Raw genomic sequence first — 12,766 nt, 5'->3', positions numbered from 1 at the left:
GTGGATTCGGTTCTGGTCGCCACCTCGCACGAGGTGACGCTCTCCGCAGTGGGCACGTCGCTGGCGACGCAGGAAGTCGGCGTCGAGATCCGTACCGCCCCGTCCGGCGAGCAGTACCTGCTCTGCCGGCTGGCAGACGGTACGACCTGTGAGGTCTCGATCGAGGCCCCGCAGTCGGCCGCGATCGAGGAGTTGGAGGAGGAGGACGGTGAGCGTCTGAGGTCGCTCGCCCCCGCTTGCGTGCTCCTGCTGGCCTTCCGCCGGAAGTCTGCGCGGGAGGTGCACGCTCTCGTCCTGTCCACGGACTGGGGTGAGCCCGCCTGGTTCCTGCCGTGCGACGGTGCCGGCACCGCCACACGTGTGAGCGAGGCAGATTCCTTCTGAGGAGCAACGACGGGCCGCCCCCGGTGATTCACCGGGGGCGGCCTTCGTGTGCAAGCAGTCGTGACGCCGCGCCTCACTCCTTCGGCAGCCCCTCCCAGAAGCGCTCCACGATCCCCTCCACGTACCGCCGGCCGTCCTCGCCGGAGGCGGTGGTGCCGCCGGCGCGGCTGAGGGTGGCGGCCATCAGGGACTGGTACTCGGCGTGCATGGCACGCAGGGTCTCCTTGAGGTCGCGCTTGTCCATGCCGAGGTGTTTGGCGATGGAGCGCAGATGGGCCTGCCAGCGGGTGGAGACGGCCTCGGTGAGGAGCCGGGCGAGTTCGTCCTCCAGGCCGGTGACGGCGATGAAGTCCCGTGCGGGGAGCGCGAGTACCTGGCCCAGCGCGGCTGACTGCCTCGCGTCGCCGGTCCATCGGCCGGTCTCCTCGATGCGGAGGTAGTCCTCGATGCGGAGCCCGATCGCGCGTGCCACGTCCTCGGGGGGGACGCCCCGGGCGAGGCGGTGTTCGCGCAGGGTGCGGGGGTGTCCCATGAGTTCGCCGGGACCGCACCACAGCGCGCCCGCGAGGGCGGCGAGTTCGTCGGAGGTGGGCACTGCCGTGCCGCGTTCCCAGGCAGCGATGTGCTCCGGGGTGATGTGGTTCATGCCGTAGGAGGCGCGCATGCCGTAGGCGACGTGGCCGTGGGCCATCCCGAGTTTCTCGCGCAGAAACCGGGCGGCGCGCGCGTTGAAGGGGAGCGGTGGATGCACGCGCTGAGAGTAGGCCGTCACAGCCGGCTACTCCACGGCCGCCGTCGCCTGCATCCCGCTTTGTGGAGTAGGTCGTGTTCGATTCTGTAGGAACGTACAGAAGGTGCCCCCTACCACCAACTTCCCCTAGAAGTCACGCCGGTTGAGGTTTCCGGCGTGGCGCGTATGATCCGCTCCGCGGGGCGTCGTATGTGCGTTCGTACGACGCGCGCGCATGCGCTTTCCCCGCCGCGCCGACTGTCCCCGATCCCTTTCCGCAGTCCCAGGAGACGCCCTCATGCAGAACAGCGCGACCAACACGGTCGACGCGCCGCCCGCCAGAGACGGTGGCCCGCTCGACCGGTTCTTCCGCATCACCGAACGTGGCTCGACCGTCGGCCGTGAAGTGCGTGGTGGATTCGCCACGTTCTTCACGATGGCGTACATCCTGGTGCTCAACCCGATCATCCTGAGCAGTGCCAAGGACAAGTTCGGCGACCAGCTCGACCCCGGTCAGCTCGTGACCGCCACCGCCCTGGTGGCCGCGGTCATGACCATCATCATGGGCGTGGGCGGCAATCTGCCGCTGGCCCTCGCGGCCGGTCTGGGCATCAACGCCGTCGTCGCCTTCCAGGTCGCTCCGCTGATGGCCTGGGACGACGCGATGGGCCTCATCGTGCTCGAAGGTCTGCTGATCTGCGTGCTGGTCGTGACCGGCCTGCGCGAGGCGGTCATGCACGCCATCCCGCAACCGCTCAAGCAGGCCATCAGCGTCGGCATCGGCCTCTTCATCGCCTTCATCGGCTTCGTGGACGCCGGCTTCGTCACCCGTATCCCGGACGTCGCCAACACCACCGTGCCCGTGCAGCTCGGCACCGGCACGCTCACCGGCTGGCCCATGCTGATCTTCTGCCTGGGCGTCCTCATGACGATCGTGCTGCTCGCCCGCAAGGTGAAGGGCGCCATCCTCATCAGCATCGTCGTGATGACCGTCCTCGCCGTGGTCGTCAACGCCTTCGCCGACATCAAGTCCTGGGGTCTGACGACGCCGTCCCTGCCCGACGAGGTCTTCGCGGCACCGGACTTCGGGCTGCTCGGCAACTTCGACCTGTTCGGCGCGTTCGGTCAGGTCAGCGTGCTGACGGTGGTCCTGATCGTCTTCACCCTGATCCTCTCCGACTTCTTCGACACCATGGGCACCGTCGTCGGTGTGACCGCGGAGGCCGGGCTCCTCGACGAGCGCGGCCAGGTCCCGGGTCTCGGCCGGGTGCTGCTGATCGACGGCGCCGCCGCCGTCGCCGGTGGCGCGTCCTCGTCGTCGTCCGCCACCACCTACATCGAGTCCGCCGCGGGTGTCGGCGAAGGCGCGCGGACCGGCTTCGCCAACATCATCACCGGCGGTGTGTTCGCGCTGGCGCTGTTCCTCGCGCCGCTGCTGACCATCGTGCCGATGCAGGCCGCCGCCCCCGCGCTCGTCGCGGTCGGCTTCCTGATGATGACGCAGGTCAAGCACATCGAGTGGGACCGCTACGAGGTCGCCGTCCCCGCGTTCCTCACCATCGTCGTCATGCCGTTCACCTACTCCATCACCAACGGCATCGGCGCCGGCTTCATCGCCTACGTCGTCATCAAGGCATGCCTGGGCAAGGCCCGCGAGGTGCACTGGCTGCTGTGGGGCACCGCGGCGCTCTTCCTCGTCTACTTCGCCATCGACCCGGTGGAGCAGCTCCTCGGCATGAAGTGACCGGACCGCCGCCGACGGCCCCGGCGGGGGCCGTCCGCGGCGCGAGGACCGTCCCCGGTGTCACCGGGGGCGGTCCTCTTCGTTCGCCACGTCCGTGACGACCGTCTTCGACAGCAGCCGGCCGTCCCTGAAGCAGAGCCGGTAGGCCGGGGTGGCCTCGTACCGCTCCGCCCGGTAGTACTCGCAGGCGCCCGCCCCGGCCGGCTCCGGCGGGACGCCGGCCGGCGGGCCGTCGAGGGAGAGCCGGGGGAGACGGGTCAGCACCTCGGCGCGGGTGTCGCCGACGCGCAGGGCGTCGTACTGCGCCGGGTCCATCACCGTGCGCGAGTCGCTCCAGAAGCGGAAGCCCAGGATCAGCAGGGCGAGCGCCAGGCCGGCGGCGAGCGGGACGGTGACCGCCTGGAGCAGGTTGCGGCGCACCCGGCGCCGGGCGTCGTGGAGTTCGCCGGCCGTGGTGGGGGCGGGCGCGGCCGGACGCACGCCGGGCGACAGCGGGAGCCGCGCGGTGACGGTGAAGCCGCCGGCGCCGGGGCCGTGGGCGAGGGTGCCGCCGGCGAGGCGGACGCGTTCGTCGAGGCCGACGAGGCCGGTGCCCCCCGAGGCGGCCGGCGCGGCGCCCCCGTCGCCCGGGCCGCTCGCGACCGTGACGGTGACGGTGCGGGTGTCCACGGCATACGCGACGGACACCCGCACGGCGGCGCCCGGCGCGTGCTTGGCCGCGTTGGTCAGGGACTCCTGGACGACCCGGTGGACGGCCAGGGCCGTCATCGGCGGCAGTGGGGCCGGTGCGGGGGCCTCGTCCAGGGTGACGTCGAGGCCCGCCTCGCGGGCCCGTTCGGCGAGGGCGGCCACGGTCTCCCCGTACGGCGCGGTCGGCGCCGGCGTGCCGTCCTCCCGGAGCACCCCGACGATGTCGCGCAGCCGGGCGGTCGCGTCGGCGGCCGCCCGGCGCAGCTCGCCCGCCGCCTCGCGCTGCCGCTCGCCGAGACTCGCGTCGACCTCCAGCGCGGCGGCCCGGACGGCGATCAGGGACAGGTCGTGGCCGAGGGAGTCGTGCATGTCCCCGGCGATGCGGGAGCGTTCGCGCAGCCGCTCGCGGTCGGCGGCGGCCTCCCGCTCGCGTTCCATGTGCTCGGCCAGCCGCCATCCGGTGGAGACCAGTTGGGCGTACTGGCGCACGTAGCGGCCGGACAGCCACGGGACGACGACCACCAGCAGCAGGGTGACCAGGAGGGCGAACCAGCTCCACAGGTCGCTGAGGGCCAGGCACAGGACGAGCCCGGCGGCGGCCGTCGCGCCGAAGGCGAGCAGCGCGGGGCGGGCCGTCGCGGTGCGCCGGCCGGAGAGGTAGCCGAACGCGGCCATGGCGGGGGCGTAGGAGGCGGTGAAGAGTTCGGGTGTCTGCCAGGCGCTCAGCGCGACGGCGATGCCCAGGGACACCAGCGGCGCGGTGCGGCACAGCAGGACGGCGGCGCCGAGCAGCGGGACGCCGGTGGCGACCCACCACCAGGAGCCGCCGTCGTCCGGGTCGGAGCGCAGCAGGACGCACAGGGCGAGCACCGCCCACAGCGCCAGGTCGGTGAGGACTTCGCGGGTGTTCTCTCTGCGCATGCCCCCACCCTGTCAGGGACCCCGCGTCCGGGGCCCCCGACGGAAGTGGGGGTGGGGGGACCCCTATTGCTGCTGCTGCCGTGCTGCCAGGAACACCGCGAGGGTGTCGGTCACCCACTGATCGGCGGCTTCCTTGCCGACGCCGAGCGTGGCCAGCGGCCCGCTGCCGTCCTCCGCCTCCAGCAGGGCGAGCAGGATGTGCTCGGTGCCGATGTAGTTGTGGCCGAGGCGCAGTGCCTCACGGAAGGTCAGCTCCAGCACCTTGCGGGCGCGGGCGTCGTACGGGGCGATCTCCGGGAGTTCGTCCGCGGCCGGCGGGAGCGCCGCCGAGGCCGCGGCGCGGATCGCGTCCGGGGCGGCGCCCTGGGCGGCGAGCGCCTTCACGGCGAGGCCGTCGGGTTCGGCGAGCAGGCCGAGGACGAGGTGTTCGGGCCCGACGAGCGCGTTGCGGGCGGCGACCGCCTCGTTGGCGGCCGCCGCGACGACGTTCCTGGCCCGGGGGGTGAAGCGGGCGAAGCCCTGGCTGGGGTCGAGGTCGAGCGGCTGGTCGGACTGCTTGGTCACGAAGCGCTTCTGGGCGGCCTGCTTGGTGACGCCCATGGAGGTGCCGATGTCGGTCCAGGACGCGCCGGACCGGCGGGCCTGGTCCACGAAGTGGCCGATGAGGTGGTCGGCGATGTCGCCGAGGTGGTCCGCCGCGATGACCGCGTCGGAGAGCTGGTCGAGGGGCTGGGAGTGGGCCTTCTTGATGGCTTCGATCAGATCGTCGAGCCGCACGGGGTGCGTGAGACGCACGGGATCGGTGTCCGTCATGCGACAACCCTAGGTTGACGCTCCCCGGATCGTCAACCCGTGGTTGACGATCGTGCCGGGGGCGGTGCGGGCGGCTCCTCCACCAGCCCCGCCTCGTACGCGAGGACGGCCAGCCGCACCCGGTTGCGCAGCCCGGTCCTCCCCAGGACGGCGCTGACATGGGCCTTGACCGTGCTCTCCACGACATGCAGCCGGGCGGCGATCTCCGCGTTCGACAGCCCCGCGCCCACCAGTGCCACCACCTCCCGTTCCCGCCCCGTCAGCGGCTCCAGGGCCGCCAGCGCCGAGGCGCCGCGGGTCAGCCGGCCCGTGCCGAGGCGGTCGATGACCCGCCGGGCGATCACCGGCGAGAGGAAGGCGGCGCCCTCCGTCACCGCCCGTACCCCCGCGATCAGTTCGCGCGGATCACCGGACTTGAGGAGGAAGCCGGCCGCGCCGCAGCCGAGCGCCCGCTCGATGTACTCGTCCTCGGAGAACGTCGTCAGCATCACGACGGCGGTGCTGGGTGCCGCGCGGCGCAGTTCCTCGGCCGCCGCGAGGCCGTCCAGCCGGGGCATCCGGACGTCCAGCAGCGCGACGTCCGGCCGGTGGGCGAGGGCGAGCGACACGGCCTCCCGGCCGTCGGCGGCCTCCGCGACCACCTCGATCCCGGGATCCGCGCCGAGCACCGCCCGTACACCGGCCCGCATCAGTGCCTCGTCGTCGGCCAGCAGCACCCTGATCATCCGGTCACTGTACGACGGCACGACGCGCGGCCGCCCGGGGCGCGTGGGGCACCCCGGGCGGCCGGTTCCTCGATGGTGTGTCGGTGTCGCTCAGCCGTGCTCGGTGGTTCTCAGCCGGTGCGGGGCCGGCTCAGAAGGTGAGCTTCCAGCTGTTGATGTAGCCCGTGTCGTACCGGGCCACGTCCTGCACCCGCAGCTTCCAGGCGCCGTTGGCCACCTCGCCGGAGGCGTTGACGGTGTACTGCGCCTGGACGTTGTCCGCCGAGTCCGAACTGCTGGAGTTCTTCAGGCGGAAGGCGGTGCCGTCCGGGGCGACCAGGTCGATCACCAGGTCGCCGCGCCAGGTGTGGACGATGTCCACGTCGACCTTCAGCGCGGCCGGGGCGTTGCCGGTGCGGCCGGTCACGTTGACCGTGGAGGTCACCGCGGCGCCGGCGTCCGGGATGGCGACGTCGGCGGCGTTCTCGAAGACCGTGCCCGGGTCGGGGTTGCCGCCGCCGGGGCGGGCGCCGACGTTGATGCCGGCCCACGCGTCGGTCACCGACTTCACCTCGGCGCTGCTCGCGCCGTACAGCTCCGTCGCCACGGCGAGGGTGCCGGTGCGGGCGGCCGCGTAGTTGGTGGTCGAGTTGAACTTGGTGGTCAGCGCCTTGTACCAGATCAGCGCGGCCTTCTCGCGGCCGATGCCGGTGACCGGCAGACCGTCCGAGGTGGGCGAGTCGTAGCTCACGCCGTTGACCGTCTTCGCGCCGCTGCCCTCGGAGAGCAGGTAGAACCAGTGGTTCGCCGGGCCCGAGGAGTAGTGGACGTCGATGCTGCCGATGCCGGAGTACCAGTAGTCCTTCGACGAGCCGTCCTTGCTCGGCTTGTCCATGTACCGCAGCGGCGTGCCGTTGCCCCGGATGTCGATCTTCTCGCCGACCAGGTAGTCGCCCACGTCCGAGCTGTTGTTGGCGTGGAACTCGACGGCGGCGGCGAAGATGTCGCTGGTCGCCTCGTTCAGGCCGCCGGACTCACCGCTGTAGACCAGGCCCGCGGTGTTGGAGGTGACGCCGTGGCTCATCTCGTGGGCGGCGACGTCGATCGACGTCAGCGGCTTCGCGTTGCCCGCGCCGTCGCCGTACGTCATGCAGAAGCAGCTGTCCTGCCAGAACGCGTTGACGTAGTTGTTCCCGTAGTGCACACGGGAGTAGGCGCCGACGCCGTCGCCCCGGATGCCCGAACGGCCGTGCACGTTCTTGAAGTAGTCCCACGTCAGCGCGGCGCCGTAGTGGGCGTCCGCGCCGGCCGTCTCCGCGTTGCCCGGGGTGCCGTCGCCCCAGACGTCGTCGGAGCCCGAGAACAGCGTGCCGGTGCCCGACGTGCCCCGGTTGAGGTTGTTGGTCTTGTGGTTGCCGCGGGTGGTGTCCGTCAGCGAGTAGGACGGGGCCGTGCCCAGGGTGACCGTGCCGCTGTACTGGGTGTTGCCGGTGCCGTTGTGGACGGCCTGCCACTCGAAGAGCTTCTCGCCGGTGGCCGCGTCGGTGACCACGTGCAGCTCGTTCGGGGTGCCGTCGTGCTGGAGGCCGCCGACCACCGTCTCGTAGGCGAGCGTGGGGCTGCCCGTGCCCATCCAGACCACCTTGCGCGGGGCGCGCTCGGCCTCCGTCGCCTTGGAGCCCTCCGCCTTCGCCGCGCCGAGCGCCTGCTTCTCGGCGGTGGCCGCCGCCACGCCGGCCGTGGTGGCGATGCCCCTCAGCTGGGCCCGGTTGGCCTTGGTGACCGCCTCGGTGGCCCCGGCCGCGGTCTCGGCGACCACCAGGTCGCCGCCGAGGACCGGCAGCCCGGCGTAGGTGCGCTCGTAGCGGGTGTGCGTGGTGCCGTCGCGGTCCTGCGTGACGTCGCGGACGACGAGCTTCTCCTGGGCGCCCAGGCCCAGTTCCTTCGCGGTGGCGGCCGTGGTGGCGGTCGCCGCGCGGATCAGCTCGGCGCGCTGAGCCGGGGTGAGGCTCTTGGGCAGGGCGCCCGGGTCGGCCGCGGACGCCTGTGCGGCCGGGGCGGCCGCGGGGGCCGCGGCGGAGGTGCCGGTCTGGAAGCCGACGGCTATCAGGGCTGCCGACGCGATGAGGGCTCCGGTCGCGGTGGCGCGACGGCGATGCGTGGGTCTCACGCGGACTCCTTCTGCGAGGGGGGTACCGGTCGGCTGGGTCGGGCCGGCCGGGCGTGCAGTGGGGCGTGCGGAGCGTGGAATACGGTGCTGCGCGGTGGATCTGGAGCGGTGGAACACCGTTGCGTGGAACGGGGGAAGAGTGGCAGTCGTGAACGGTTCCTGTCAGGAGCGCGACAAGAAGTTGGCCGGAAATCGTCCGGTGTCCGATGGCTGATGTTCGTTAAGCGGACGTTTCGTCGCGTGGGCGGACGGTGCCGCCGGGATGTAGCCCCAGGCCGGGGACGAATGGGCGGCGGGGCCCCGCGGGGACGTCTCGGAATGTGACAGGAGTGTGGAGCGTGGCGTCGCGGCCGGGGGGCCGACACCCCCGGCGCTTGGCCGGATCCGAGCGCCCCCGGCGTACGCCCGCGTGGAGCACCCCGGCGCGCGGAAGCCCGCACGGCGGGGCGGCGGGCACGGCGAGGGCGCGCCGGAGCCCGGGTCGCTCCGGCGGTGCCCGTCCGTGCGGGCCCGTGTGCCCGCCCTCGGACGGGCACACGGGGCGGGTCAGCCGGCCAGGCTCTCGCGCCACGCCCGGTGCAGCCCCGCGAACCGGCCCTCGCCGCCGATGAGTTCGGCCGGAGTGCCGTCCTCCACGATCCGCCCCGACTCCATCACCAGCACCCGGTCCGCGATCTCCACCGTCGACAGCCGGTGCGCGATCACCACCGCCGTACGCCCCCGCAGCACCGTGTCCATCGCCTGCTGCACCGCCCGCTCGCCCGGGATGTCCAGCGAACTCGTCGCCTCGTCCAGGATCAGCACCGCCGGATCGGCGAGCAGCGCCCGGGCGAATGCCACGAGCTGACGCTGACCTGCCGAGATGCGCCCGCCCCGCTTGCGCACGTCCGTGTCGTAGCCGTCGGGGAGCGACGCGATGAAGTCGTGCGCGCCGATCGCCTTCGCCGCCTGCTCGATCTCCGCGCGGCTCGCCTCCGGACGCCCGATCGCGATGTTCTCCGCGACCGTGCCGGAGAACAGGAACGCCTCCTGCGTCACCATCACCACCCCGCGGCGCAGTTCGGGCAGCGACAGCTCGCGCAGGTCCGTCCCGTCGAGCAGCACCCGCCCCTCGGTCGGGTCGTAGAACCGGGCGAGCAGCTTGGCCAGGGTGGACTTGCCCGCGCCCGTCGAACCGACGACCGCCACCGTCTGGCCGGCCGGGACGGTCAGGTCGAACCGGGGCAGCACCTCGCCGCCCGTGCGGTAGGCGAAGCCGACCCCCTCGAAGACCACCTCGCGCCCGGCTCCCGTGCCGCCGCGCACCGGCAGCTCGCGGGGACGGGCCGCCTCCGGGACGGACGGCACCTGCGCCAGCAGACCGGCGATCTTCTCCAGCGAGGCGGCCGCCGACTGGTAGGAGTTGAGGAACATCCCCAGCCGGTCGATCGGGTCGTACAGCCGCCGCAGGTAGAGCACCGCCGCCGCCAGCACCCCGAGCGCCAGGGTGCCCGACGCGACCCGGTACGCACCCCAGAGCACCATCGCGGCGACCGCCGTGTTGGCCACCAGCCGGGAGCCGACCACATAGCGGGCCATCTCCAGCAGCGCGTCCCCGTTGCTCCGCTCGTGGCGGTGGTTCAGCCCCGCGAACGCCTCGTCGTTGGCCCGCTCGCGGCGGAAGGCGCGCACCGGGCGGATGCCGTTCATCGTCTCGGCGAACTTGACGATCACCGCGGCGATCGCCGTCGACCGGGTCATGAAGACGGACTTCGCCCGCCGCTGGTAGAGCCGCACCAGCAGGTACAGCGGGACGAAGGACAGCACCGCGACACCGCCGAGCCCCAGGTCGAGCCAGAGCAGCATCGCGGAGATGTACACGAACGACAGGACGACGCCGATCAGTTCCTGGAGGCCCTCGCTCAGCAGCTCCTGGAGCGACTCCACGTCCGTGGTGGAACGCGAGATCAGCCGGCCCGAGGTGTACCGCTCGTGGAAGTCGACGCTGAGCGCCTGCGCATGCCGGAAGATGCGGCCCCGCAGGTCGAGCAGCACGTCCTGGTTGACCCGTGCCGAGGCGCGGATGAAGCCGTACTGGAGCGCCCCCGCCCCGACGGCGCAGACGGCGTAGCCGGCGCCCACCGCGACCAGCGGCCCGTTGTCGCCCGCCCGGAAGGCGGGCACGCCCCGGTCGATGGCGTACGCGACGAGCAGCGGCCCGGCCTGCACCGCCGCCTGCTGGAGCAGCAGGAGCACCGCGGCGAACGCCACCCGGGCGCGGCGCGGCGCCAGCAGCGAGCGCAGCAGCGCGCCGGTGGCCCCGCGCGGCGCGGGCAGGGCGTCCCGGTCGAACGGGTCGCCCGCCTCCGCACCGGGCTCCGGCACCGGGCCGGGTCCGCCCGAGCCCGCGCCGGGATCCGCGTCCTTCGGCCGCTCCTCCGCGGGCTCCTTCGCCGAAACCGTCGCCGGACCCGCCGTCACCGGATGCTCCCTTCCGCGCCCGCGGCGCTCTCCGCGGCCCCGGCCGCCCGTGCTCCGCCGCGCGCCTGTGCTCCGCCGTCCGCTTTTGCTCCGTCGGCCGCGTGCGCTCCGCCGCCCGCGTGCGCTTCGCCGTCCGTTGGTGCTCCGTCGGCCGCCTGTGCTTCGCCGCCCGCGTGCGCTCCGCCGCCCGCCTGTGCTCTGTAGGCCGCCGCCGCCGTGCCGGGCGGCCCGCCCGGTGCCGGCCGCTCCGCGCCGCCCGACATCAGCCACGCGTACTCCGCGTTGTCGCGCAGCAGTTCGTGATGGGTGCCCACCGCCGCGATCCGCCCGCCGGACAGCAGCGCGACCCGGTCGGCGAGCATCACCGTCGACGGGCGGTGCGCCACGACCAGCGCCGTGGTGCCGGCGAGGACCTCGCGCAGTGCCGCCTCCACCAGCGCCTCCGTGTGCACGTCGAGCGCCGACAGCGGGTCGTCGAGGACCAGGAAGCGCGGCTGCCCGACGACCGCCCTGGCCAGCGCGAGACGCTGGCGCTGACCGCCCGACAGGCTGAGGCCCTGCTCGCCGACCTGGGTGCCGGCCCCGTGCGGCAGACCGTCCACGAAGCCGGCCTGGGCGATGTCCAGCGCGCGCCGCAGCTCCGCGTCGCCCGCGCCGCCGCCCGCGCCCATCAGCACGTTCTCGCCGACGCTCGCCGAGAACAGCGTGGGCTCCTCGAAGGCGACCGACACCAGTTCCCGCAGCCGCTCCCGCGGCATGCCGGTGACGTCGTGGCCGTCGAGCAGGATCCGCCCCGCGTCCACGTCGTACAGCCGCGGCACCAGCGCCGTCAGCGTCGTCTTCCCGCTGCCGGTGCCGCCGACGAGCGCCATCGTCTCGCCGGAACGCACATGCAGGTCGATCCGGCCGAGGACCGGCTCGCCGTCCGCGGGCGCGTCCGGGTAGCGGAACACCACGCCCTCGAACCGCAGGCCGTCCGCCGTGCCGGGTGCCCGCTCCGCCTCCGGGGCGCCGTCGTGGCTCTCGTGCTCCACGGCGGCGTCCATCACCTCGAAGTAGCGGTCGGCCGCGGTCGCGGCCTCCTGGCTCATGGCGAGCAGGAAGCCGATCGAGTCCACCGGCCAGCGCAGCGCCAGCGCCGTCGACAGGAAGGCCACCAGGGTCCCGGCGGACAGGTCGCCGTCGGCCACCTGCACGGTGCCGAGGACCAGTGCCGCACCGACGGCCAGCTCGGGGATCACCGTGATCAGCGCCCAGATCCCGCCCAGCAGACGCGCCTTGAGCAGCTCCGTGCCGCGCAGCCGCTCCGCCATCTCCCGGAAGGCCGTGGCCTGGCTGCGGTGGCGTCCGAAGCCCTTGACCACCCGGATGCCCAGCACGCTCTCCTCGACGACGGTGGTCAGATCGCCCACCTGGTCCTGGGACCGCCGGGCCGCCAGCGAGTACCGCGACTCGAAGAGGGAGCACGCCACCACCAGCGGCACCACCGGCGCGAGCAGCAGCAGCCCGAGCGTCCACTCCTGGAGGAACAGGATGACGAAACCGGCCAGGATGGTCGTGCCGTTGACGAGCAGGAAGGTCAGCGGGAACGCCAGGAACATCCGCAGCAGCATCAGGTCCGTGGTGCCGCGCGACAGGAGCTGCCCCGACGCCCACCGGTCGTGGAAGGCGACCGGCAGCCGCTGGAGATGGCGGAACAGGTCGGCCCGCATGGCCGCCTCCACCCCCGCGAGCGGCCGGGCGACCAGCCAGCGCCGGAAACCGAAGAGCACCGCCTCGGTGATCCCGAGCAGCAGCAGCGCCAGCGCCCCGAGCCACACCCCGCCGGGGTCGCGGTCCGCCACCGGGCCGTCCACGATCCACTTGAGCACCAGCGGGATGACGAGGCTCAGGCACGAGGCCACCACGGCGACGAACGCCGCGCTGAAGAGCCGGGTGCGCACCGGCCGTACGTACGGCCACAGGCGCAGCAGCGAGCGCACGGCGGACCGGTCCTGGGTGTCGTTGTCGAAGGAGGGCATCAGGAGCGAGCCTACGGTTCGCCACTGACAGCCTCACATGGTTTTCCGCCCCGCCACGCCCGCCCCGCCCCGCCCCGCCGCGCCCGCCCCGTCCACCCGGCCGTACCCGCGCCTCCCGCCCGGCCGTCC

The 12,766-nt window shown here is 73.1% G+C and carries 9 protein-coding genes; 2 read left to right on the top strand and 7 right to left on the bottom strand.

All coding sequences use genetic code 11. The features are described from left to right. Positions 1 to 384, top strand: coding sequence for a hypothetical protein (locus JE024_RS11055; RefSeq protein ID WP_205373419.1), 384 nt, complete (start codon positions 1 to 3; stop codon positions 382 to 384). 73 nt (positions 385 to 457) lie between these two features. Here the strand turns inward: JE024_RS11055 and JE024_RS11050 are convergent, their stop codons facing one another. Further along, a complete protein-coding gene (locus JE024_RS11050; RefSeq protein ID WP_205373418.1) occupies positions 458 to 1,135 on the bottom strand; it encodes a helix-turn-helix domain-containing protein in 678 nt (225 codons plus the stop codon). Between the two features lie 277 nt (positions 1,136 to 1,412). Between JE024_RS11050 and JE024_RS11045 the strand changes: the two genes are divergently transcribed. Continuing rightward, entirely contained in the window at positions 1,413 to 2,858 is a 1,446-nt protein-coding gene (locus JE024_RS11045; protein ID WP_205373417.1) for an NCS2 family permease, read from the top strand. Between the two features lie 60 nt (positions 2,859 to 2,918). On the opposite strand, the gene JE024_RS11040 is transcribed toward JE024_RS11045, so the two are convergent. The 6 genes from JE024_RS11040 to JE024_RS11015 form a co-directional block, all read right to left on the bottom strand. Continuing rightward, positions 2,919 to 4,469 carry a sensor histidine kinase gene (locus tag JE024_RS11040; RefSeq protein ID WP_205373416.1) on the bottom strand — a complete coding sequence of 517 codons (1,551 nt, stop codon included), beginning with the start codon at positions 4,467 to 4,469 and terminating at the stop codon, positions 2,919 to 2,921. Positions 4,470 to 4,532: 63 nt separating this feature from the next. After that, a complete protein-coding gene (locus JE024_RS11035; RefSeq protein ID WP_205373415.1) occupies positions 4,533 to 5,282 on the bottom strand; it encodes a Clp protease N-terminal domain-containing protein in 750 nt (249 codons plus the stop codon). Between the two features lie 32 nt (positions 5,283 to 5,314). After that, positions 5,315 to 6,007 carry a response regulator gene (locus JE024_RS11030; RefSeq protein ID WP_205373414.1) on the bottom strand — a complete coding sequence of 231 codons (693 nt, stop codon included), beginning with the start codon at positions 6,005 to 6,007 and terminating at the stop codon, positions 5,315 to 5,317. 130 nt (positions 6,008 to 6,137) lie between these two features. Next, positions 6,138 to 8,156: a M4 family metallopeptidase gene (locus JE024_RS11025; RefSeq protein ID WP_205373413.1), complete on the bottom strand. Its 2,019-nt coding sequence runs from the start codon at positions 8,154 to 8,156 to the stop codon at positions 6,138 to 6,140. Positions 8,157 to 8,702: 546 nt separating this feature from the next. Then, a complete protein-coding gene (locus JE024_RS11020; protein WP_205373412.1) occupies positions 8,703 to 10,616 on the bottom strand; it encodes an ABC transporter ATP-binding protein in 1,914 nt (637 codons plus the stop codon). Further along, the gene (locus tag JE024_RS11015; RefSeq protein ID WP_244882757.1) at positions 10,613 to 12,637 is read right to left on the bottom strand and encodes an ABC transporter ATP-binding protein; all 2,025 of its coding nucleotides are present in this window, start codon (positions 12,635 to 12,637) and stop codon (positions 10,613 to 10,615) included. Before JE024_RS11015 ends, JE024_RS11020 begins: the two co-directional genes overlap by 4 nt. Between the last annotated feature and the right edge of the window lie 129 nt (positions 12,638 to 12,766).

Origin of the sequence: Streptomyces zhihengii (genome assembly GCF_016919245.1) — a bacterium.
Taxonomy (GTDB): domain Bacteria; phylum Actinomycetota; class Actinomycetes; order Streptomycetales; family Streptomycetaceae; genus Streptomyces; species Streptomyces zhihengii.
This window is presented reverse-complemented; position numbering and strand designations above follow the sequence as displayed.